The organism is Streptomyces sp. NPDC006296 (assembly GCF_040613235.1).
Taxonomy (GTDB): Bacteria; Actinomycetota; Actinomycetes; order Streptomycetales; family Streptomycetaceae; genus Streptomyces.
The window spans coordinates 136407-158784 of record NZ_JBEXRT010000003.1 but is presented as its reverse complement, the minus strand read 5'-3'; the positions used below and the strand labels follow the sequence as shown (position 1 = coordinate 158784).

Annotated in this window: 20 protein-coding genes and 1 pseudogene; 11 read left to right on the top strand and 10 right to left on the bottom strand. The window is 72.3% G+C overall.

Annotated features, from left to right (window positions below; genetic code table 11):
* Positions 1–160 precede the first annotated feature (160 nt).
* The 5 genes and pseudogenes from ABZ172_RS03305 (at position 161) to ABZ172_RS03285 (ending at position 4095) form a co-directional block, all read left to right on the top strand.
* Entirely contained in the window at positions 161–1297 is a 1137-nt protein-coding gene (locus ABZ172_RS03305) for a hypothetical protein (protein WP_356879646.1), read from the top strand.
* A gap of 595 nt (positions 1298–1892) precedes the next feature.
* A complete protein-coding gene (locus ABZ172_RS03300) occupies positions 1893–2903 on the top strand; it encodes a DUF3800 domain-containing protein (protein ID WP_356879644.1) in 1011 nt (336 codons plus the stop codon).
* A gap of 148 nt (positions 2904–3051) precedes the next feature.
* A pseudogene (locus ABZ172_RS03295) lies at positions 3052–3174 on the top strand (IS5/IS1182 family transposase); the annotation flags it as partial.
* A 246-nt stretch (positions 3175–3420) separates the two neighbouring features.
* Positions 3421–3627: an SDR family oxidoreductase gene (locus tag ABZ172_RS03290; RefSeq protein ID WP_356879642.1), complete on the top strand. Its 207-nt coding sequence runs from the start codon at positions 3421–3423 to the stop codon at positions 3625–3627.
* Positions 3628–3657: 30 nt separating this feature from the next.
* Positions 3658–4095: an NUDIX domain-containing protein gene (locus ABZ172_RS03285; protein WP_356879640.1), complete on the top strand. Its 438-nt coding sequence runs from the start codon at positions 3658–3660 to the stop codon at positions 4093–4095.
* 69 nt (positions 4096–4164) lie between these two features.
* Here ABZ172_RS03285 and ABZ172_RS03280 read toward each other — a convergent pair whose 3' ends face one another.
* A complete protein-coding gene (locus tag ABZ172_RS03280) occupies positions 4165–5553 on the bottom strand; it encodes a hypothetical protein (protein WP_356879638.1) in 1389 nt (462 codons plus the stop codon).
* Between the two features lie 562 nt (positions 5554–6115).
* On the opposite strand from ABZ172_RS03280, the gene panD reads away from it, so the two are divergent.
* Positions 6116–6544: an aspartate 1-decarboxylase gene (panD, locus tag ABZ172_RS03275; RefSeq protein WP_356879636.1), complete on the top strand. Its 429-nt coding sequence runs from the start codon at positions 6116–6118 to the stop codon at positions 6542–6544.
* 513 nt (positions 6545–7057) lie between these two features.
* Here panD and ABZ172_RS03270 read toward each other — a convergent pair.
* Both ABZ172_RS03270 and ABZ172_RS03265 read right to left on the bottom strand, forming a co-directional pair.
* On the bottom strand, positions 7058–8443 hold the full coding sequence (locus tag ABZ172_RS03270) for a diaminopimelate decarboxylase (RefSeq protein ID WP_356879821.1): 1386 nt from the start codon (positions 8441–8443) through the stop codon (positions 7058–7060).
* A 427-nt stretch (positions 8444–8870) separates the two neighbouring features.
* Positions 8871–10097: a PP2C family protein-serine/threonine phosphatase gene (locus ABZ172_RS03265; RefSeq protein WP_356879634.1), complete on the bottom strand. Its 1227-nt coding sequence runs from the start codon at positions 10095–10097 to the stop codon at positions 8871–8873.
* Positions 10098–10238: 141 nt separating this feature from the next.
* Here ABZ172_RS03265 and ABZ172_RS03260 point away from each other — a divergent pair, with 141 nt between their 5' ends.
* Entirely contained in the window at positions 10239–10676 is a 438-nt protein-coding gene (locus ABZ172_RS03260) for a MarR family transcriptional regulator (RefSeq protein ID WP_356879632.1), read from the top strand.
* A 90-nt stretch (positions 10677–10766) separates the two neighbouring features.
* Here ABZ172_RS03260 and ABZ172_RS03255 read toward each other — a convergent pair whose 3' ends face one another.
* Complete coding sequence (locus ABZ172_RS03255) at positions 10767–11372, bottom strand: sigma-70 family RNA polymerase sigma factor (protein ID WP_356879630.1); 606 nt, start codon at positions 11370–11372, stop codon at positions 10767–10769.
* Between the two features lie 142 nt (positions 11373–11514).
* Here ABZ172_RS03255 and ABZ172_RS03250 point away from each other — a divergent pair, with 142 nt between their 5' ends.
* Positions 11515–12513, top strand: a complete 999-nt coding sequence (locus tag ABZ172_RS03250; RefSeq protein ID WP_356879819.1) for a MerR family transcriptional regulator — start codon at positions 11515–11517, stop codon at positions 12511–12513.
* On the opposite strand, the gene ABZ172_RS03245 is transcribed toward ABZ172_RS03250, so the two are convergent.
* On the bottom strand, positions 12496–13899 hold the full coding sequence (locus ABZ172_RS03245) for a glycosyltransferase (protein ID WP_356879628.1): 1404 nt from the start codon (positions 13897–13899) through the stop codon (positions 12496–12498). The genes ABZ172_RS03250 and ABZ172_RS03245 overlap by 18 nt on opposite strands.
* A gap of 90 nt (positions 13900–13989) precedes the next feature.
* Here ABZ172_RS03245 and ABZ172_RS03240 point away from each other — a divergent pair, with 90 nt between their 5' ends.
* Positions 13990–16122 (top strand): glycosyltransferase family 4 protein, encoded by a 2133-nt coding sequence (locus ABZ172_RS03240; protein WP_356879626.1) that lies wholly within the window; start codon positions 13990–13992, stop codon positions 16120–16122.
* 57 nt (positions 16123–16179) lie between these two features.
* On the opposite strand, the gene ABZ172_RS03235 is transcribed toward ABZ172_RS03240, so the two are convergent.
* Together ABZ172_RS03235 and ABZ172_RS03230 are read right to left on the bottom strand one after the other, a co-directional pair.
* A complete protein-coding gene (locus ABZ172_RS03235; RefSeq protein ID WP_356879624.1) occupies positions 16180–16674 on the bottom strand; it encodes a TspO/MBR family protein in 495 nt (164 codons plus the stop codon).
* Between the two features lie 33 nt (positions 16675–16707).
* Positions 16708–18276 carry an SDR family oxidoreductase gene (locus ABZ172_RS03230; RefSeq protein ID WP_356879622.1) on the bottom strand — a complete coding sequence of 523 codons (1569 nt, stop codon included), beginning with the start codon at positions 18274–18276 and terminating at the stop codon, positions 16708–16710.
* 338 nt (positions 18277–18614) lie between these two features.
* Here ABZ172_RS03230 and ABZ172_RS03225 point away from each other — a divergent pair, with 338 nt between their 5' ends.
* Positions 18615–19190: a DUF4383 domain-containing protein gene (locus ABZ172_RS03225; RefSeq protein ID WP_356879620.1), complete on the top strand. Its 576-nt coding sequence runs from the start codon at positions 18615–18617 to the stop codon at positions 19188–19190.
* A 57-nt stretch (positions 19191–19247) separates the two neighbouring features.
* On the opposite strand, the gene ABZ172_RS03220 is transcribed toward ABZ172_RS03225, so the two are convergent.
* The 3 genes from ABZ172_RS03220 to ABZ172_RS03210 all read right to left on the bottom strand — a co-directional run bounded on the left by ABZ172_RS03220 (position 19248) and on the right by ABZ172_RS03210 (position 21526).
* Positions 19248–19835, bottom strand: a complete 588-nt coding sequence (locus ABZ172_RS03220; RefSeq protein ID WP_356879618.1) for a CBS domain-containing protein — start codon at positions 19833–19835, stop codon at positions 19248–19250.
* A gap of 138 nt (positions 19836–19973) precedes the next feature.
* Positions 19974–20447, bottom strand: coding sequence for a universal stress protein (locus tag ABZ172_RS03215; protein ID WP_356879616.1), 474 nt, complete (start codon positions 20445–20447; stop codon positions 19974–19976).
* Between the two features lie 41 nt (positions 20448–20488).
* The gene (locus ABZ172_RS03210; protein ID WP_356879614.1) at positions 20489–21526 is read right to left on the bottom strand and encodes an alcohol dehydrogenase catalytic domain-containing protein; all 1038 of its coding nucleotides are present in this window, start codon (positions 21524–21526) and stop codon (positions 20489–20491) included.
* 345 nt (positions 21527–21871) lie between these two features.
* Between ABZ172_RS03210 and ABZ172_RS03205 the strand changes: the two genes are divergently transcribed.
* Positions 21872–22378 (top strand): flavodoxin domain-containing protein, encoded by a 507-nt coding sequence (locus ABZ172_RS03205; protein ID WP_356879612.1) that lies wholly within the window; start codon positions 21872–21874, stop codon positions 22376–22378.

The window sequence follows — 22378 nt, the reverse complement described above, 5'->3', positions numbered from 1 at the left end:
GCGATGTGCCAGAGGGGCAAGGTGCCTCCTGCGATGGCTGCTGCGCCACGGGCCCGGACCACTGAAGCCGCTGGCCCTCGACCTTTCGTAACACCGCGAAGGATGTCAGCGGGGCGGCGTACGGTATGGCGCATGGGCCCCGCAGCATGAGGAGAACCAGGTGACCGCACCCACCATCACCGAGCCCGGGACGGACAACAACTCTGCCCCCGGGCCCACTCCGAACCCGGCCTTGCCGACCTCGCTGCGGTCACGCTTTGCCCGCCCCTGGAGGTGGTGGCGCCGACGTCTGCAAGTGTCGGACGACAAGGTGATAGCCGAACTACGCTCGGCCTTGGAGGACCTCGGCATCGACCGACCCATCTCCGCCGGCGTCGAGAGCGCACTCCGCCGCTACAACCGGCACACCGGGTTCTGGTTTACAGTGCGCGGCTTCGTGGCGATCGTCTGGGTGTGGTTCTGGGCTTCGTGGATCCTCGGGATGGCGACAGTCGCCATACAGGGAATGATCACCAAGGGGCCGGACAAGGCAGACATCGTGATCGCGAAGCTCACCGACTTGTACGGGCACACGGAGCCGGTCGTGTTCTGGCTGTACATCACTGGTGGGGTGATGGTCTTCGCCGTCGTGAGTACGGCGTTCGTCATGATCCCGGCGATGATCGGTGCCCCGAAGCTGTTCACCGGCAGCCCGCTGGCCCACCGCCACATCGCGCCCACGGGAGACCGGGCACCCGTTCAGGTGTACACGCCGGTCTACCAGATCGCCGAGCTCATCAAGCACTGCGCCGAAGCGGCCACAGCCACCGGAGAGCAGAAGATCTACAAGACAGGCGACATCCCCGCCCAGGCAAACCCAGCCCTCAAAAGCATCCGCCGGGCCTACTACATGCGCGGCACAGTGCCACTCCTGACCATGCGCTGGGGTCACCTACAGAAACACGCCCGCAAGGTCGTAGCGAGAATCCACGAACTGGAACACGGCCTCTACCGTGACCCCGACCCCATCCTCCGGGAGTTGGCAGGCAAGTGGCTGACGATCGCCGAGCGATACGCCGAGGGGCGCGTCGGCGCGCTGCTTGACGACGATTTGTCCGAGGTCGAGCCAGCCCGGTCACTGGTTCGCGATCGGCTCCGGGATGTCCTGGCGGTGGTGCTGACCGTCGGCGCCGTATTTTTCACGGCGTCGCTCGAGTTGCCGCAGGCGATCGAGGGCTACGTCATCTCAGCCACGGCGGTGGGCGTGCTGCTCCTGGTGTACGGATCAGGAGCCATCCTGGACCTGCGGCGTCGGTAGCAGACGCGTGAGGTCACCGTTCGCGCAATCATGTAGGGACCTCCTGCCCATCTTTCGCAACCCGGACGGCCGGTGCTACCGGACTCGACGGTGATGACCATGGTTTGACCGGGGCGTCTTTGGAAGGTGCCGATAATGCGCTGTTGGTCGCGGCCGGCGGAGATGTCGCCGCTGAAGTAGAGCGAGCTGATCTCACGCTCACCCAGGCCAGCCACGTCGTCCTCTTCAACCGCCCCTGGAACCCGGCCAAGGAAAGCCAGGCCATCGTTCGAGCGCCCCGCCTCGGCCAGACCCGCACCGTCACCGTTCACCAGCTCACCACCGAGAACACACTGCACTCGACGGACACCCGCCCATCAGCCGTGTCAACCACGCTGAGGGGCAATACACCTAGGTGGTGACGGCTGGCTAGAGCGCGGCCAGCGCGGTGCGGACACGCTCCACCTGAAGACTGGGCAGGGAAGCACGATAGGGCGGGCGGCGAGCGCGCTGCCAAGAACTGCCTCCGTGCTCTCCGCGAGGGAGCTACCGGGAGTAGTGAGGGAGGCGGGGAAACGCATCGACATCGGCGCCGTGAACAGGGATGCTGCACCTCATGCCAGCCACACCCACCGTGTACGCGGACGAATCCAACTCCACCGGCGAGAACCTGCTCGATCCGGCCCAAGCTATTTTCTGCGCAGCAGGCGTCTACGTGGACGCTGACCTCGCCCGAGGCATCGTGGACGACGCCGTGGCACAGATGCCTGCGTCCCTCGGCGAGCCGAAGTACACGACCCTCTCCAAGACCCCCAACGGCCAGTCGGTCCTCCTGAAGGCGCTGAGCTCGCTCACCGATCAGACGATCCGCGCGTACCTCACACACAAACAGTTCATGGTGACGACCAAAATGGTCGACATGCTCGTCGAGCAGCTGGCCTTCGAGACGGGCTACAACATGTACGCCGACGGGGCGGCGCCTGCTCTGGCGAACATGCTTCACCATTTCGGGGGCGTCTGCGGGGACAAGGATGCCTTCGACCACCTGCTTCACACCTTCGTCCGCGCGGCCCGCAAGCGCTCGAAGGCTAGCGCCGACGAGCTGTTCGCGGCGATGGCCGCCTACCAGGCCACCACAGACGAATCGTTCTCCGGCATATCCGGGGTCTTGCTGATCACGCGCGCCCAGGCAGACGATATCTTCGCCACGATCGCGTCTGGAAAGCTCTTGGACAATCTGGACCCGGCCGTGCCGTGTCTGGTCGAGCTCTGCCACGGACTCGGCGCCGAGCTTGGGGACTTCGCCCTCGTCCACGATGCATCGAAGACGATCGAGCGCCAGGCGCCGCAGCTGCTCACCGCGCACGAACTTCCGGATCCCGCGCGGCCGGGCCAGAACCTGCCTCGTCTGCCGCTGACCGGGATCACGTTCTCGGACAGCACGTCTGCACCTGAGCTCCAGCTCGCCGACTGGGTAGCAGGCGCCGTCCGTCAGTGGGCCACACGGAACGCGACGGGGCAGGACGATCCGTTCGCTGACGCGCTCGAAGAGATCGTCCAGCCGTGGGTACTCGGAGGCATCTGGCCCGACCTGGAGACTGTGACGAACCCGCGCCGCCAGGAGTAGCCGGCCTTGTCGGCCTGGCCTCCAGTACCTCGCTGCACCCATGGCGGCACGAGGCATGCTTGGCCGGGCGGCCGATGCCGGCCACTGGCGTTCGTCCTCAGCCCAGGACAGGCCGGTGACGCGGCCGCGACCTCAGGCCAGGGCCCGCTTACGGGTGCCGCGGCCGATCGGCCGGCCCAGGCCCCCCCCGGATGTGGTCCTGGCCGACGAGGCGTACTCGTCGCGCGCAATCCGAACCCATCTGTGTTGGCGCGGGATTCGGACGGTGATCGCGGCCGCACGCCCCATAGTCAAGGCCCTCGGCGACTCCGCCTCCGTTCCGACGACAGCAGGCGCCTTCCACAAGCCGGTGGCGACCTGGCGGCGAACAGGTCACGGCCGGTGGCTTCGGTGAAGCGGCCCTCCAGCCAGGGGGCGACCTCGTCGCGTACAGCACTGCGAAGGCCGGGTCGCTGAGCCTGACCCGCTCTCTCTTGCCCGGGAACTGGGCCCGTACGGGATCTGCGTCAACACGGTCATGCCCGGAGCCATTCAGGTTGAGGCAGAGAACGCCCTCCCCGCCCGGCATCATGCGCGGCCGGAGGACCAGATCAAGCGCCAGTGCGTCCCGGGCCGTGGCCGGCCCGAGGGCGTTGCGGCCCTGGTGGCGTTCCTTGTGGGCCCCTCCGCCTCGTTCATCACGGGGCAGTCCGTCCACGTCGACGGCGGCCGGCTGTTCCACTGAGCCCGTCAACAAGCAAGGAGACGAACCGAGATGATCGAACGAGTCCGCGCCGTCCTCGTCACTGCAGACGACACGATGCTGGTCATCCGCCGTACCAGGCCTGGCATCCCCGAGTACTGGGTCCTGCCCGGCGGCGTCGTCGAGCCCGGTGACGAGTCCCGGGAGGCCGCCCTCCACCGGGAGATCCACGAGGAGATCGTGGGAAAGGCCAATATCGTCCGCCTCCTCCACACGATGGAGACCGACGACGAGCGCCAGTTCTTCTACCTCGCCCGCATCGCGACCTGGTCCTTCGACGACCGCACCGGTCCCGAGTTCAGTGCCGAAGGGCGCGGCGAGTATGCGCTGGAGGAGGTTCCGCTGACCTTGGAGGGGCTCGACGGCATCGATCTCAAGCCCGAGGAAATCGCCCACGTGCTGAGGGGAGCCGTCGGAGCCGGAAGCCTCGGAGTCGAGGCATCGCTCTGAGCCTGCGCGTACGTCGTCCTGTCGCCGGGACCGGCTCTGAGATGAGCCGGTCCCGGCGGCCTTCCGAGGTCAGCGCGGGGAGCCCGGACGCGGCTCCTCGTCCTGCCCCGGCAGCAGTCGCAGGGCGAGGACCGATCCGTCGGCGTGGACGGAGACGGGGCCGCCCCAATCCTTGTCGAAGGCGAGGCGGGGGCGGACGTGGCGGCTCGCGTGGACGAGGGCGCGATATTCCTCGACGTCGCCCCTGGCGAGAAGTCGGAAGACCTCCGCGTCCACGCCGGAGAACGCCTCGACGCGGGGGCCGTTGAGGCGGAAGACGTGGTCGGTGCCGACGTACTCGTTGCCGAGGAGGGTGTGGGCGGTGTCCTGGATACTCATGGCGGCCGCGTGTTCGAGGCCGGTGAACCGTTTGCGGCCCTGCCGGTCGGTGAGGTGGCGGGCGGTGGCGTGGCCGGATCCCGTGAAGGCCATGAGCCCGGCGGCCGTGGTGTGGGCCAGTGACTCCTGGAACCAGGCGTAGTCCTTCGCCTGCACGTGGCAGCCCCGTATGGGCTCCGGTGCCACCAGGCCCTCGGTCGGCGGGTGGATGTCAGGCATCACGTTCGCCTGGAATGGCGGGGCGTTCAGGTTCGCCTCCCGGCCTTCCGCCGGGGACAGCCGACCTCCGCTGCCGAGTGCCTGGAGGGCGTGGACGGTCATCGTGCCGCCGTCCGTCGGGAGCTGCGTGCTGAACAGCAGGCCGGGCGTCTCGTTCCACGCGCCGATGTGGACCGCTTCGGCATGGGCCGACGCGGAGGCTAGCTGCTCGGCAGAGGTGGCGGCGTCGCTGTGGTTGCCCTTGCAGGCGAGGGGGAAGACGAGGGACGGCTCGCCCGGCCGCCAGACCTCGGCAAAGTACTGGGGGCGGTAGCGGTATTTCACCTTCTCGCCCTTGTCCCTGCTGGTGAGGGCCCAGCCCGCGCGTAACGCCGTGTCGGCGGGGACGATGGTCACCGAGTGGTCGGGGAAGCGGCTGCCCAGCATGTGCTCGGCGAGCGTGAGCGCGAAGCCTACGCCGAGCTCGCCGGACTGCAGCGACTTGTAGTGGTCCGCGATGCGGTGGCCTTCGTCGGTGAGGGCGAGAAAGGAGTCACGACCGCCGGTCAGGGCCTGGGTGTACTTGAGCGCGCCCCAGTGCTCCGCCAGTCCCCGGCCCGCCCCGCGCCACGACAGGGCGGTGGCTCGGGCGAGGGTGTGGAGGACGTCCCAGAGGGTCACTTCGAACTGCCGGGGCAGCTCCGTCTGCGGGATCGGGGCGAGGCCGGGCTTCCGGCGGAGCGGCTCGTCCTCGTTCTCCTTCCGCTTGTCGTCGTCCGCCGCGATGGCGGCCTTCACCTTTCCGACGAGCGCGTCATCGGAGTGCACGGAGACGTTCGAGGGCTGAGTCAGGTCCTGGAGCACTTCCTCGGTCGGCTTCAACAGCTCTCCTTCACGGTGTGCGCGGGCGGTTCGCCATCGGGCTAGACCGTACGGAAGGGAGGAGTGGCGCACGCAAGTGCGCAGGGGCGCGTGACATTGGCTTCGTCCTGGGCGGGCCGGCGTCGGCGCCTTGGCCCCGTCTTGCTCGCGAGTTCCGCGCTGCCGAGGGGCCTCGGGCGGGCGGCAACCAGAGAGCCGACTTCCGGAGCGGTCGAGCGTCGACCGGTTGATGGCCAGAGGGGCCGTGTTCCGTGAGCCAGAGCGAGGTCAGTGCCCGACAGGTCGGTGGTGCGTGGGCGCACGTCATCCGTGTGTGCGGAGGGGCCTCCCGCGTGTTTGATGGCTCATCAGGTAAGTCAGCATTCGGTCAGCATCAGTCCCGGTCATTCCGGGACGGTCGTTCCAACAGACGCCGGTACGAAGGGAAAGCCCAGGTAGGAAGCCGTCTAGCCCGACCGGAGCGATGTTCCTCACAAACATCGTTCGGCGCGTGCCGGTGTACAGTCGAGACCGCCCTTGACCTGCAAGAAGCGGGCAGGGAGCCGTCTCAGAGGAGTCCCAAGTGCTGCGCACTCTGTTCAAGTCCAAGATCCACAGAGCCACCGTGACCCAGGCCGACCTGCACTACGTGGGATCCGTGACGGTCGACGCCGATCTGATGGACGCCGCGGATCTGCTTCCCGGCGAGCTCGTCCACATCGTGGACATCGACAACGGTGCCCGCCTGGAGACGTACGTCATCGAGGGGGAGCGCGGCTCCGGTGTCATCGGGATCAACGGCGCCGCCGCCCACCTCGTGCACCCCGGCGACCTGGTCATCCTCATCAGCTACGCCCAGGTCGAGGACGCCGAGGCGCGCGCCTTCGTACCGAGGGTCGTGCACGTCGACGCGGAGAACCGGATCGTCGCCCTGGGGGCGGACGCGTCCGCCCCCGTGCCCGGTACGCGCACCGAGCGCAGCCCGCACGCCGTCGTCCCCGCGCGGAGCTGATCCGCGGGTCCGTCGTCTCCCGTCCTACGGATCCGTCCGTGCCGCCCCCGCAGGCAGCGGGCACGGACGGGTGGTTTCCGGGTGGGAGGCGCGGTCGCCACGTGTGGACTCGGCAGGCGAGGGCAGCCGCACGGGGAGACGGTGGAGAAGAGATCCACTCGTGCGGATCCGCCGACCCGGGTCCACTCGTCGCGATCGTGTTGGAGGACCGAGATGACGCATCCGAATCCCGACCCCGTGCCGCCCGCGCCGACGCCCCCGCCCGTGCCGGGGCCGCCCACCCCGGTGCCCTCGCCGCAGCCCGTGCCCCCGGGCCCGGTGCCGCCCGGCCCCGCGCCCGACCCCATCCCGCAGCCCCCGAACCCGAGCCCCGAGCCGGTCCCCGAGCCTGAGCCCGCACCCGCGCCGGCCGGCTGAGCGGGAAGCCGGAGCGGCGCCCGCGTCACCGGTGGCGGGAGGTCCACGCCCGGACCGGCTGACCGCGGAGGCTCGGCGGGGCGCCGGCGCCTGGTCCTACGCCCGGGGGCCCAGCCCCCTGAGGGCGTCCGCGTGGCGCAGGCCGCTCTCCGCCGCCACCGAGTCCAGGGACTGCGCCTCGCGCACGAGCGCGAAGCGCAGGCTGCCGGGTTCGCCCGCGAAGCCGTACACCGCAGGCCGGGGCAGGCTGTTGTAGGCCCACGGGGTCGAGAAGTAGTACGCCCCCGTGTCGTACAGGACCACGAAGTCGCCCTCCCGCAGCTCGGGCAGTTCGCGGGCGTGGGCCACGAGGTCCGCCGCGAAGCAGCACGGCCCGGCGACGTCCTGGACCTTCAGCGGCCCGCTCCGGGGGCGGCCCTCGCCGTCGAAGGCGCCCACCCGGAGCGGCCAGGCGTCCGGCATGAACACCGTGCGGGTCGCGATCTGCGCCCCCGCGTGGGTGAGCGCGATGCGGCGCCCGCCGGCCTCCTTCGTGTACTCGACGCGCGCTGCGATGAAGCCGTTCCTCGCGAGCAGGGACCGGCCGAACTCGGTGACCAGGTCGTAGCGTCCGTCGAAGAGTCCGGGCGCCGCCGCGCGGAGCGCCGCCACGTGGTCGGTGAAGGTGGGACCGGCCTCGTCGCCGGAGAAGTCGACCGGCAGACCGCCCCCGATGTCGATGCGGGCGACCCGGCGGGTGCCCAGCGTCTCGTCGATCTCCAGGGCGAGCCGGTACGTTTCCGCGACACCTGCGGCGATGAGTTCCGGCGAACAGCCCTGCGAGCCGACGTGGACATGCAGCCCGGTCAGCCAGGGATGCTCGGCGAAGGCCCGTACGACACGCTCCCGGGCACCCGGATCACGCAGCGCCACACCGAACTTCGACCGGGCCGTCGCCGTGCTCATGGCCCCGATCGCCCCCTCTCCCACCTGCGGGTTCACCCGGAGCCCGATGACGGACGGCGAGCCCGGCGAGCGGATCTCCCCGATCCGGCGGACCTCGTCGAGACCGTCCGCGTTCACCGCGACACCCAGCGCCAGCGCCAGCCTGAGCTCGTCGCGTGTCTTGACCGGCGAGTCCAGCACGATGCGCGCCGTCGGGAAGCCGGCCTCCACCGCCAGCCTCAGCTCGCCCGGGCTCGCCACCTCGCAGCCCATGCCGCAGTCGGCGAGCAGCCGCAGCACCGGGATCAGTGAGGCCGCCTTCGCCGCGAAGGTGTGCAGCACGCGTACGCCCGGCTCGGCCGCGAACGCGTCCCGCAGCGCCTGCACCGAATCGCGTACGCCGTCGGCGTCCAGGAAGCCCGCGAGGGGCCGCTGCTCGCTCAGTAGGCCGTCCGCCAGCGCGAGGCGGAGCGCCTCGGCGCCCCGGACGGAGCGCGCGGTGGGGGAGGGGCGCTGTGCCGCCGCGGAGGCCGGCGGCGTGGGCCGTGTGTCGTCGATGGGAGCCTCGCAGGTCGGCTGGACGGGAATCGCGCGGGCCGGGGTGCTCGGGCGCCGAGCGGTACGCAGGTCCCGGGGCCGGCACCCGGCCCCGGGCGGAGCCGGTGGCCCGGCAGGGACCACCGCGGTGCCGGTCGGCGGTCCCACGACGGTCCGGACCACTGCGGGGTCCGGTACGGCGCCGGGCCCGCGCACTCCGCGGGCGGACCTCCCTGCCACTTACCCACAGCACCCTCACGCCCGCACGCCGACCCGGCCCGGCCGGGCGACCCGCCCTGGTCGCCCATGCCGTCATAGGTGACCCGCGCCGGGTGCCCCGCACCGGCCACCGGCTACCCCGCCCCGCGGGCTTACCCCTCCGCGGCGCGTCGTCCGACGACCCGCGCCGGTCGCCCCCGTGCCGCCACCTGCGATCCGCACGGCACGGTCACGACACCGGGACCCCGGCATCGTCCGGGGACGGCTGCCCGTGGTCGGCGGACGGGCGGCCGTGCCAGTCCACACACATCACGAGCGAGTCGTCCACGGCGGGGCCGGAGCCGCGGTGCCCCAGGAGCTCCTGCAGCATCGCCCTGGGCACCTGCGAGGCGGGCAGCAGCCGCGTGCTGTTGATGGACTTCGCCAGTGCGTGAAGGCTGTACTTCTCGCCGCCCGGCGACAGGGCGTCGTACACCCCGTCGCTGATGAAGAGCAGGCGGTCCCCGGGCTCCACGGAGAAGTGCTGAGGGGTGTACGCGGTGTCCTCGAACATGCCCAGCGGCAGTTGCGCCTCCAGATCGATCGCCTCGATCGCCCCGCGCCGTATCCGCCACACCCGCGGGGAACCGGCGTCGATGATCTCCACCTCGCCGCTCTCCAGATGGAAATGGAACAGCAGGGTCGACACGTACTGGCTTCCCTGGTGCTGCCCGTACACGGCCTGGTTGGCCAGATAGGCCTGATCGCTCAGATCCAGTCCGGCACGGCGGGCGTTGCGCAGGGCGTTGATCGCCAGGTTGGTCAGCAGCGCGGCGTCGATCCCCTCGCCCATGCCGTTGCTGACCGTCACATCCAGGTCGTCGGCCGACGCCGACCAGTCGAAGCTGTCACCGAAGATGGCGTACGCGGGCTCCAACTGGGCTCCGAGGCTGTACTCCGGCCGTGCGCAGGAGCGCCCCGGGAGCAGTTGCCACTGCATCTCGGCGGCGAGAGTCAGCCGTTCCGCGCGACGGGCCTGCAGGAAGACGTCCGTGTCCCGCTCCGCCACGACCATCTCGTGCGCCAGTGCGTCGGCGCACTGCTGGAGCTCCCACAGCACCTCCGCCGGCAGAGAGCCGGAGCTGCCGACCGGCAGAGTGATACTCAGCACTCCCAGCCGGTCTCCCCGCACGCTGACCGGTACGTGCGCGGCCACGGTGGATCCCTGGCGGTCGTGGACACAGTGCGGTTCCTGCGCGCCGAAGGCACGGCCCGGCGCGCTCTCGTACACGGGCAACGGCCGCCGGGTGTACGGCAGGACCCCGACGGGTTGCAGCCTCGTCATGGCGTAATCGGCCACCAGGAGTTCCACCGCCCGGGCGTGGAATCGGCGCTCGATCGAAGACCGAACCACGTCGAAGATCTCGTGAGGTGCGGCTTCCCGCAGCGCACGCTCAAGAGCACTAGGTCTGTCCACCGGTACCGGTCTCTCCCTCGTTCACCTATGTTGTTCCGTACGACTGCTCATATCGACCAGCAGGAACGGGCGTACAAGCCCACTCGGGAGTGTCACATGTGCGAGGCCGCCGCCTCCGTCCACCAGCACCCTTCCCGAGACGTGCCCGAAACCGGCCGGGTCCTGGAACTCCTCGAGATCGCCTGGGAGCGCAGTGGCGGCAGGCTCAGCACCGCGCCGCTCTCAGCCGTCCAGACCCGTGCGATGCACATCATCGACCGCGAGCCCGGTATCAATCAGAGCGCCCTGGGCCGCCACATCTCGGCAGCCCCGCCGTCGGTCACCCGCCTGTGTGACCGCCTTCAGGCAGCCGGGTTCCTCCGCCGTGTGCCCAGTCCCCAGGACCGGCGCGAAATGCTCCTGGAGCTGACCGACACGGGCCTCGTCCACCTGCACGACATCAGATGCCGCCGGGAGGAAGCGCTCCAGCAGGCCCTGGACCGCATGACCCCCGACGCTTTGCGCGCGCTGAGCGGCGGACTCAGTGCGCTGTGCGGGGCGGCCGAGGAGCAGGTCCTGCGGCTCCGGGAGACCGCCTGAGCGGTGTGCGCCGGGCGCCCCGTGCGGGGTCCCTGCGCCGTCCTCGGCCGAAGGCCGTCGGCAGCTGGGGCGGATGCCGCGGCCGTGCCCCTACGAGGCGTTCGCGTCGACGTCGTCCGCCCCGATCCCCGCACGCAGCCGGTGCAGGCCCCGCCGGGCATGACTCTTGACGGTGCCCAGCGGCATCCCGGTGAAGTCGGAGATCTGGGCCTGGGTCAGATCCTCGTAGAAGGCCATGCGCAGCACCTGTCGCTGCCGGTGCGGCAGTCGGGACAGCGCTTCGGTCAGCAGCACGCGGTCCAGGACGTCGTCGGTCCCCTGCTGGAGCCCGTGCGGATCGAGGGCGTGCGCCACCGAGTCGACCAGGCTCAGCCGTCGGGTCCTGGCCGCCAGCGCGTCGACGATCTTCCGGCGGGCGATGCCGACGAGCCAGGCGCCGAACGAGCCCCGGTCCGGGCGGAAGCCCGCGCGTCCGCGCCACGCGCCGAGGAAGACCTGCTGCGTCACGTCCTCGGCCTCGTGCGCGTCGCCCAGGGAACGCAACGCCATGGCGTGGATCATCGAGCCCCAGCGCCGGTACACGGCCGCGAACGCCGCCTCCTCCGTCGGATGCAGATCGAGCGGAGGGCCGTCCTCGTACGGGGCGGGAGCGGTGGGGGCAGGAGGGGTGCCGGTGCATCGCGTACACGGAGTCATGACTGTTCCTCCCGGCGTCGAGGGGCCGGTGCCGAGCGGGCCCCGGCCGTGGGTGCGCCGCGCTGAGGACCGAACCGCCCGACCATCCGATTCTCGGAAGCGGGAACGACGCGGACAACATGCGTCGGTTGTGCGTCGTATGATGCGGGACATGAGTTCGGACGGGGAGCATGACGACGAAGGCGTCCCGCACAGCGGTGGCCTGACCACCGGCGAGGTGGCGCGACGCCTCGGTGTCGCGCCGACCACGATCCGCTCGTGGGACCGCCGGTACGGCCTCGGACCGCTGATGCGCACCGGCGGGCGGCACCGCCGCTGGAGCGCCGGGGATCTCGCCCGGCTGCAGCGGATGTGCACCCTGACCGGCGCCGGACTGCCGCCCGCGGAGGCCGCCAGGCTCGCGCTCGGCGCCACCCTTCCGCTGCCGGCGCAGCCGGAGGCACCCGCCCTCCCCCCGGCGGCGGCGCGCGGCCGGAGCCGGGCAGGCAGCGGCCTCCGACTCGGCGACGCGCGTCAGGAGTGCAAGGGCATGGCCCGCGCGGCCCTGCGTCTCGACGCGGTCGCGCTGGACGAGCTGCTGGGTGCGGCGATCGGGGAACACGGCCTGGTCGACGCCTGGACGGAGCTGATCATGCCCACGTTGCAGGCGGTCGGCCGCAAGTGGGAGACCTCGGGGGAGCAGCACGTCGAGGTCGAGCACTTCCTGTCCTGGCACGTCTCCGGGGCGCTGCGGCGCCACGCGCCGCCGGTCCCCGCCGACGCCGGCGCCGCCACCACGCTCCTGGCCTGTGCGCCGGGCGAGAACCACACGCTCCCCCTGGAGGTGCTCACCGCCGCCCTGACCGAGCGCGGCCTGCTCGTCCGCATGTTCGGGGCGGCGGTGCCCGTCGAGTCCCTCGTCGCCGCGGTGCGCAGGACCGGTCCGGCGGTGGTCGGTCTCTGGGCGCAGTCCCGCGCCACCGCCAGCCTGCCGCTCGCCCAGCACGTCGCCGCCCTCGAATGGGGCGTACGCGGCGCGCGCAGGAAGCCCGCGGTGCTCGCGCTCGGGCCCGGCTGGGCGGGCCCGGCGGCGCAGGGACTGTCTCGTCCGCCCGGGCTCGCCGACGCGATCCGGGCGGTGGAGTCACTCGCGGCCGGGTAGCTTCTCCATGGCCGCCAGGAGGTGCCCGGCCGCCCAGTCCGGTCCCCGGTCCCGGACCTGACGGGACAACGCGGAGACGGCCGCCCCGGAGGTCTCCGGGAGTGCGTGGACGGCTTCGGCGATGCCGTCCCGGGTGAGCGCGTTCGGGTCCAGCACCACCCCCGCACGGGCGCGTTCGGCGTCGTGCGCGACGGCGAACTGGTCACTGGAGAACGGCAGGACCACGGCCGGCACCCCGGCCCGCACGCTCTCGGTGAAGGAGTTGTTCCCGCCGTGGTGGACCATCGCGTCCACCTGGTCCAGCAGCGACCGCTGCGGCACCACGGACGCGATCACCGCGCGTTCGCCGGAGAGGTCCGCCAGCGCCGCGGCCCGGTCGCCCGCGGCGATGACCAGGGAGGTGTCCGGCAGGCTCTCCAGGACCGAGGCCGTGACGGTGCGCAGCACGTCGTCCCGCGCGGACAGGAACGTTCCGAGGGCCACCAGGACCACGCGGTCCCCCCGCTCCCGGAGGCGCCGGAGACGGTCCCGCCACTGCTCGTCGAGCGGCGGGGCCTGGTCCGTCATGTGGCCGGCGAAGAGGCGGCCGGGGCCCGGGGGTGCGGCGGGCAGCCACGGGAGCTCGGGATAGGAGTACACCACCGCGTGCGGCGAGGTCAGGGCGAAGGCACGGCCGGGCGGGGGCTGCGACGGCGCGTGCCGTCGGACGAAGTCGGCGAAGAGCGCGGTGAACGCCTCGTCGTTGGACCGCGCCGCTTCGGTCAGGACGGCCTCCTGCGCGGGCTCCGGACGCAGCGCACGCGGCCAGGCGTAGGGAACGCCGAAGTACGCGTCGGCGCCCGACAGGACGTAACCGGGATGGCCCGGACAGAAGGAGGCGTAGGGCAGGCCCAGGGTGTGCAGCGCGAGCGTCGCGGCGTAGCTGAGCTGGTCCACGACGTACCAGTCGGGGCGCAGGCGCTCGTCGACGGCCCGCAGCCGGGCGAGCACGAGGTCCGGGTCGGCGAGCATGTCCTGGCGCCGGTGGGCGGCCTGCGTGACCAGGGTGGGGACCGCGCCCGCCCGGGTCGCCTCCAGGAACTCCCTCAGCCGGGTCCGCTCCGCCGCCCCCTGGGCGGTCGCCTCGGCCACCCCGGTGTTCGCGTTGCGGGTGACCGCCAGCGGGACGAAGGCCGCCCCCGCCCGCTCCGCCAGCCCGGCGAAGTCCTCGGTACAGGCGAAGTGCACCTCCGCACCCTGCCGCGTCAGCGCGTGCGCCAGGACGGACAGCGGCTGCGCATGGGAGAGGAACGGGGGGCTGATCAGCACGATGCGCGCCATGGAGTCCCATCGGTCGGGGCGGTGGACGGACGGCAGCCACCGTCGGGCGGCGGTCGGATCGCGCATGATAGCCCCCGAAACACCGACCGGCCGAAGTGCATCCGAACGGGGGGTGGGGAGCGAATCACTGTCGAAACCCCTCGACAGGAGATGTCTGTGTCTTTCGTTTCCGATCCGTCCGCCCCGCCCGGCATCAGGACACGGAATCCGCTGGTGGACGCCCGGACCGCGTTCTTCGCCGGCCGTGGTTGGAAGGGGGCGCACACCGGGCGGGGACAGGGCGAACCCGCGTACGCAGAGCGCTTGTTGGAGGCGGAGTACGGACACTCGTCCACCGCGCTGCCGGCGGACGCGGGGCTCCGGCTCGCCGCGAACGAGCCGGGCGCCGACCCCGGCGCCCCCGGGAGCGCCGCGTGGATCAGCCGCTCCGACCACCTGACGGCCTCCCTGCGCCGGGCCTGCCGGCTGGCCGTAGCGGTGGCCCCCGAGGTCCTGCTCGCCCACCGCAACGCCGGTCTCCGGGGCGGCGCCGCGGTCGCCGAGATGTGGCCGGGATCGGTCCACCGCTACGGTGCGCGGCGCGCCGAGTCGGCCCTGCGCGCGCTGCTGACCCGCCCCGACACCGACGCCTCGTCCATGGCGCTGCTCCTCGACCTCGCCGGCCTCGCGGAACTCGGCCCCCTGAGCGCCGTCGAGACCGCCAAGCTCGCGGCGGACTGCGACGCCCGCGCCGTGCGCCACGCCGCGTGGCGGCTCCTGCACGCCCTGCCCGACGGGGCCGCGCTGCTGCCCGACCCCGACAGCGCGGCGGACGGGTACGAACGCCTGCTGCTCGCGCCCGAGCCCCCGCCCGTCACGTCACCCGCGGGGGAGGGCACGGTGGTGGCCCAGGCGATGCTGCTCGGCGACCTGGACACCCCCGGCCAGGGATCGAGCGGCGGGCTCGGCGTCCTCGTCGGCGGCCTGGGCGACCACCTGGCCGGCCTCGACGACGTCGCGTCGGTGCTCACGGTCGTCCTGGCCGGGCGCGACGTGCTCGCCGCCGACCCCCGGATCGCGTACGAGCGGGCGCCCGGGCACTGGATCCTCCGCCTGCCCGTGGACGTGCCCGGACTCCCGGACCCCGCGCAGATGCATCTCCACCGCCCCGCGCTCACCTGGTGGGCGGAGCGGCTGCTGGGAGCCCTGCCGCGCCGGCCGCACGTGGTGCACGTGCGGTACGCCGACGACGGCAGCCTCGCGCTGGCCGAGGCCGCCGAACGCCTCGGCTCGCACGTGGTGTTCACCGCGACCCCCGACCCGCACCGCCAGGTGGCGGGCAGGCTCGCCACCGCGCACCCGGACCGCCCGGTGGAGCTCGGGCAGTTGCGCGCCGAACTGCACCGCATCTTCGTCGGGGACCGCCTGGTCGAACGCGCCGACACGGTGATCGGCATCCCGGGGCGCGGCGGCACGCAGGAGCTGGTGCGCCACTTTCCGCAGCTCGCCAAGATAAACGGCGGGACCGGGCCGGCCGCCCCCGCGGAGGGGATCACCCCCTACCGGCCCACGGAGGACGAGCGGAGCCGCGGGGACGGCCTCGTCGCGGCGCTGTTCGCGGGCGCGGACCGGGAGGACTCCCTGGGGCAGGAGGACAGGCATCTCCCCCTGTTCCTGTGCGTGGGCCGCATGCACGCCGTCAAGCAGCAGGACGTGCTCGTCCGCGCCTGGATCGCGTCCGGTCTCTCGATGCGGTCGACCCTCGTCCTGGTGGGCGGGTCGGCGGCCGCGGAGAGCGAGCACGAGCGGGACATGCGCCGCCGCGTCCGGGCTGCGGTCGACGGACACCCGGAGGCCGCCGCCCGGCTGGCCGTCCTCCCCGCACTGCCCAACCGCTCGGTGCGCTGCCTCCAGCACGCCCTGGCGGACCCGGAGCGCGGGGTCCCCGCCGCCTGGTACGTGTGCCCGAGCGCCAAGGAGGAGTTCGGACTCGCGCTGCTCGAAGCGATGGAGGCGGGGCTGCCCACGGCCGGACCCCGGCAGGGCGGCGTGCTCCAGTACCTCCACGACGGCGTCAGCGGCGTCCTCCTGGACACCTCGTCCGAGGCCGGAGTGTCCCAGGGGCTGCTCCGCATGATCACCCTGCCGGCGGCCGACCGCCGGCGGCTCGCGGCCGTCGGCAGGGACGTGGTCACCAGCCGCTACTCGGTCGCGGCGATGGCCGAGGCACTGCTCGACGCCTACGGCGTCAGGGGCAGGGGCCGGCGGTCGCGCACCGTGCCCGCCGGCCGGGAGGGCGCCGCGCCGTGAGAGTCCGGGGAGTGCCCGCGGACGGGACCGGCCGGGAGCCGGGCCCGCCCGCCGCCGTCAGGTGTTCGCCTGCCAGATGGACCAGTTCAGCGCCGAGGCGTAGCAGACCCAGACGAGGTACGGCACCAGCAGGACCGCGGCCCGGGTGTGCAGCCGGGCGAACTTCACCACCGTGACCAGTAGCGCGGCCACCAGGAGGAGGATGTCGGCCAGGGCCGCTCCGTACTGCCCGGCGGCGAAGAACAGGGGCGTCCAGGCCAGGTTGAAGGCCAGCTGCACGGACCACCACAGCAGAGCACTCCTGCGGCCCGGCTCCTGGCCCCTCGCGACCAGCCAGCCGGCGACGGCGACGGTCCCGTACAGCACGGTCCAGACGGGGCCGAACAGCGAGCCGGGCGGTGCCCAGGCGGGGAGCCGCAGCGACGTGTACGTGCTGCCCGCGTCCACGGCGGCGACGGCCCCCACGGCCGCCACCGCGTAGCAGATCCCGAGGAAGAGCAGCAGCAGGAGCCACCTGCGGGGTGCCGGGTGCGTCCTGGTGTCGGGGGTCATGGGAGGTCCGTGCTCCTGTCGTCGTGCACGCGGTCACGGGCGGGGCGGTGACGCCGGGCCTGCGGACACCTCGGGATCCTTGCGCGTCCCGGGGTGCGCGCTCATGCCCTTGGCGGCGGCCTGGGTGATGTTGCGGGCCATCCCGCCGAAGATCACCGCGTGGAACGGGGAGATGACCCACCAGTAGGCGTGGCCCAGCAGGCCGCGCGGATGGAAGACCGCCCGCTGCCGGTAGCGTGTACGGCCCTCCTCCGAGGTCTCCGCGTACATGTCGAGCCAGGCCAGGCCGGGGAGGCGCATCTCGGCGCGGAGCCGGAGGAGCCGGCCCGGTTCGATCTCCTCGACGCGCCAGAAGTCGAGTGAGTCGCCGACCCGCAGGTGTTCGGCGTCGCGGCGTCCGCGGCGCAGTCCGACGCCGCCGACGAGGCGGTCCAGCCAGCCGCGGACCGCCCAGGCGAGCGGGAAGGAGTACCAGCCGTTGTCCCCGCCGATCCCCTCGATCACCTTCCACAGGGAGGAGCGCGGGGCGTCCACCGTGAGCTGCCGCTCGTCCTGGTAGAGGCTGCCGCCCGCCCAGTCCGGGTCGGTGGGCATCGGGTCGCTGGGCGCTCCCGGCACGGCGGCGGAGGACCAGCGGGTGGTCACCTCGGCCTCACGCACCCGGCGCAGGGCGAGGTCCAGCGCCTCGTCGAAGGGCAGCGGGCGGCCCGGGGGGTCCGGGGCGTACTCGGCGATGTCGTGCTCGTGGCACACCACCTCGTGACGCAGCGACTCGGTCAGCGGCCGGGCGATGGAGGCGGGCACCGGTGTGACGATCCCGACCCAGTGACTGGACAGCCTCGGGGTGAGGACCGGCACCGGCACGATGAGCCGCCGCCGGAGCCCGGCGACCTCGGCGTACCTGCGCATCATGTCCTGGTAGGTGAGGACGTCCGGCCCGCCGATGTCGAACGCCCGGTCCACGTCGGCCGGCATGGTGGCCGAGCCGACCAGGTAGTGCAGTACGTCGCGGACCCCGATGGGCTGGGTGCGGGTGCTCACCCAGCTCGGGGTCACCATCACCGGAAGCCGTTCGGTGAGGTAGCGCAGCATCTCGAAGGAGGCCGATCCCGACCCGACCACCACGGCCGCCCGCAGCACGGTGGCCGGAACGGGCGCCTCCAGGAAGATGCGGCCCACCTCGGCGCGGGACCGCAGGTGCGGGGAGAGCTCCCGCTCCGGTACCCCCTGCGGCGTCAGCCCGCCCAGATAGACGATGCGCCGGACTCCCGCGGCGTGGGCCTGCTCGGCGAAGACCCGCGCCGCACGGCGGTCGGTGTCCTCGAACGAGGCCCCGGTCCCGAGCGCGTGCACCAGGTAGTACGCCACGTCGATCCCGCGCATGGCCCCGGCCACGGACGCGGCGTCGGTGACGTCGCCGCGCACCGTCTCCGCATCCCGCGCCCAGGGGTGGTCGCGGAGCTTCTCGGGCGAGCGGGCCAGGCACCGGACGGAGTGGCCCGCCTCCAGCAGTTCCGGCACGAGACGTCCGCCGATGTACCCGGACGCGCCGGTGACCAGGCAGTTCAGCCGCTCGGCGGGCTTCTGTCCTTCGGTGTTCACGAACGCTCCTCCTCATGCAGGACCCGGCGCCGAACCGCGGGGCGCCCGATCGGGGCGCCGCCGCGCGACCGCACCGGGACCACGGGCGGCGTCCCCGCCGCCGTGTGATGCACGGGTCGTCTCCTGCCGTGTGGGGCGGGCGGTGCGCTCCGCCCCACCGGTACTTCTGGCCTGATCGTGCGGATGGATGCACGGGGCACCACAACGGTCCGCCATCGGCCGGCCGTCCCGCCACCCTTCCCCGTCCTTCACCGCCCGTCCGCGACCGGAAACGGGGCGTACGGGTGACAGGACGGCATATCGGCATCCATGCATGCAACCGGGACAGAAGACAGGTCATGAAGCTCCGAGACGAACTTCCCGTCGATCATCATCTGGCGACCGTCTACCGCTACGGCGCCGCCGTCTGCGGTCTCATCCTGCTCGCCTTCGCCGCCCTGGGCTTCGCCGACGCCCTCACCCCGTTCGACACGTCCGGTGACACCGTCGCGGGCATGACCACCAACACCACGCTCAGCGTCATCTCCACGGTGGTGGGGCTGGCCCTGCTCGTAGGGGCCGTCATCGGGGGCAACTTCGCCTCCACCCTGAACATGACGGTGGGAGGACTGTTCGTGCTGAGCGGCTTCGTCCACATCTTCGTGCTGGACCGCTCGGTCAACATTCTCGACTTCGGCATGACCAACGTGGTGTTCAGCTTCGTCATGGGCCTGGTCATCGCCACCTTCGGGATGTACGGCAGGGTCTCCAGCCGGCTGTCCCACGAGAACCCCTACTGGCGACGCAGGCACCCCGAGCAGGCGGGACGCGAGGCGAAGGCGGCCCGCCGCCCGGGTGCCGACCCTGGTCCGGCCGCCCTCCCCGCGACCGGGCCGACACCCGGCGCCATCGGCCGGGCGCCCGGCGACGGCTGACCCGCACGGCCCGCCGCCGCGGACCGTGCGGCCGGCCCGACCAGGAGCGCGGCACGGTCAGGCGCCCTCGTGCGCGAGGCGGTCGACGACGTCCACCACGCCGTCCACGCTCTGGCACAGACGCACGAGGACCGGCACGGTGGAGCGGCTCCGCACGGTGCCGCTCAGGGTCACCAGCCCCTCGGAGACCTCCACACTCAGCGAGGACGGGCTGAGCCGCAGCGTCCGCGTCACCACCTCTTCGAGGATCTCCTCCTGGATCGCGCGATCCCTGCGCAGATAGACCTGGAGGAGGTCGCTGCGGCTCAGGACCCCGACGAGGCGGCCCTCCCCGTCGACCACGGGCAGCCGCTTGATCCGGTTCTCCTCCATCACCCGGGCGGCCTGCACCGCGTTCCACCGGGGGCCGGCCGTGATGGCGGGGCGGCTCATCAGCGCGGCGGCGTTCCGAGCGGCGCCCGCCGCGCGGTCGCGCAGCAGATCGGCCTCGGAGACGACACCGATCGGACGGCCCCCGTCGTCCACCACGGGCACGGCGGTCACGCCCGACTCGCTGAGCAGGCGTGCGATCTCCTTGAACGTGGTGCCGCGCTGGACGCTGATGACCGACGGTGTCATCAGGTCGGCGACCGTGAGATGTCCCATCCTTCGACCCCTGCCTGCATGACCGGACACGTGAGTGAGTCATGCTTCCCTCGGTCCGCGGAAAGAACACGCTTCCTCCGGACAACTTCCGGCCCGCCGAGAAGGTTCCGGTGAAGGCCCCGGCGACCCGTCCGGACGTCAGGGCTCCGACTCCGGGGGCACGATCATCACGGCCCTCCGCGCGTGCCTGACCAGCTCCCTGAGCACCGAGCCCTTGAGGGACCGGTGGAGCGTGCCGGCCAGACCCGGGGTGGACGCCCCCACCACGATCGCCGCAGCACCGTGCCGGTGCGCCGCCCGGTTGATCCGCAGCACCGGATTCCCCGTCTCGCCCGTGTAGGTCCACGAGCAGGTGAACCCCCGCAGGCGCTCGGAGATCTCGTGCCGCGCACGGGCGGCCGCGCGCTCGACGAGCTCCGTCTCCTGCGGCGACCCGGCCAGGTCCGGGTCGATCGGGTAGTCGGTCAGATCGAGGACGTGCACCACGTGCAGGGTGGCGCCCAGCTGCTCGGCCAGACCCGCCGCGAAGGCGAGCGCGGCGTCGCTGCGCGGTGAGTCCTCGAACGCGAGGACCAGATCGTGCCAGGAGGACGTGTCTCTCCAGGTGGTCATGGGAAACCCGATCGACGGTGGGGGCGCCCGCCGCGAGGACCTCACGGACGCGCCGGGTGCAGGACCGTGCGCAGCGCCCCTGTGGACGTCGCACCGGACGCGATGTCGTAGGCGCTCTGCATGTCGGCGGCCGCCCTCCGCTGCGTGACGATCCGTGCGAACGACTCCATGTGCTCCGGTGTCAGCACGTCGAGGAGCCAGGAGATGGAGGAGGTGTCCACCTGACCGGTGCTGATGGTGATGTTCTTCCTGCACAGCTGTTCGAGGTGCAGGCTGACCGCTGTCTCGTGCATGCCGATGTTGGCGATGCGTCCTCCGGAGCGGACGACCCGGGTGCACAGGACGAAGCTGTCGGCACTCCCCGCGGCCTCGATCACGACATCGGCTCCGGGCCCCTCCGACAGGTCCGCGATCAGACGGCCGGGGAGCTCGGCGTCGTCGGCGCCCATGCCGCTCGCGACGGCCAGCCGTTCCGGGGAGAGGTCGACCGAGATCACACGGGCGGGTGAGTAGATCCCCGCGATGATCAAGGCGGACAGGCCCACCGGCCCCGCGCCCACCACGACCACGACCGCCCCGGGGCGCACCTTCCCGTTGCGCACGCCGAGCTCGAAGGCGGCCGGCAGGACCTCGGAGAACAGCACGGCCGTGTCCCTGTCCATCGCGTAGGGAAGCTTGTGCACCGAGTGGTCGGCGAACGGTACGCGGACCAGCTCGGCCTGGGTCCCGTTCACCTCGTGCCCCAGCAGCCAGCCCCCTCCCTGGGCGCACTGGCCGAACACGCCCTGCCTGCACGCCATGCAGCGCCCGCAGGCGGAGATGGACGAGACGATCACCTCGTCGCCCGGCACCACGTTGTGCACCTCGGATCCCACCTCCAGCACCTCGCCGACGGCCTCGTGCCCCAGCACGGTCCCCGGCCGCACGTCGGACACCTCGCCCCGCAGGGTGTGCAGGTCGCCGACGCACACCGTGGTCGCGTCCACCCGCACGACCGCGTCGGTCGGCTGCTCGACCTCCGGGTCGCTCACGGAGTCCCACGAACCCCGGCCCGGACCGTGATAGACGAATGCGTGCACTGTTCTCGCTCCTCCGCCCGGTGCTCCGGTGACTCCCGGTTCGGTCCACGGACCGCGGGGCACCGTCACCGGTCCCTGCCGCGGGTCCTCCGGCCAGTGTCGGTCCGCGGCGGGGCCACGGCCGAGAGACGGACGGGGCAAGAAGCCGGGACCTTCGGTCCCCTCCGCGACCGGCCCCGCGACCGCCGTGCCCGCATGGCGCGCGGGAGGGCCGACCGGCCCTCCCGCCTGCCTCGGACGGCCCTTCCCCGGCCGGTGGCCGGTGCGGACGCTGGAGGCACGGCCATCGGTCGTCCGGCGGCTCCCCACCCCGCCCCCGTGTTCCAGGAAAGGTGATGACGTGCGGTGACCCTCCACGCCCTGGTCGCCTACGCGACGACGCACGGCTCGACCGCCGAGCTCGCCCGGTGCGTCGCCCGGACCCTGCGGGACCAGGGGCTGGAGGCCGAAGCACTCCCCGCCGCGCAGGTGACCGACGTGGACGCGTACGACGTGGTGGTGATCGGCAGCGCCCTCTCCCTGGGCCGTTGGCACCGGGACGCCCGGCGCCTGGTCCGGCGGCACCGGGAGGCGCTGCGCCGACGAGCCGTGTGGGCCTTCAGCAGCGGCCCGCTGGACTCCACCGCCTCGGACCGCGACATTCCCCCCGTGCCGAGCGCGCGCAGAGCGCTGGACAAGGTCCACGCCCGCGGGCACGTGACCTTCGGCGGCCGGCTGGAGCCCGGGGCCACCGGACGCCTCGCACGGATGATCCTGGACGAGGGCCGGGGCGGCGACTTCCGCGACTGGGACGCCGTCGCCTCCTGGGCCCGGGACATCGCCGCCGAGGCCGAAGCACCGGAAAGCGCGTGA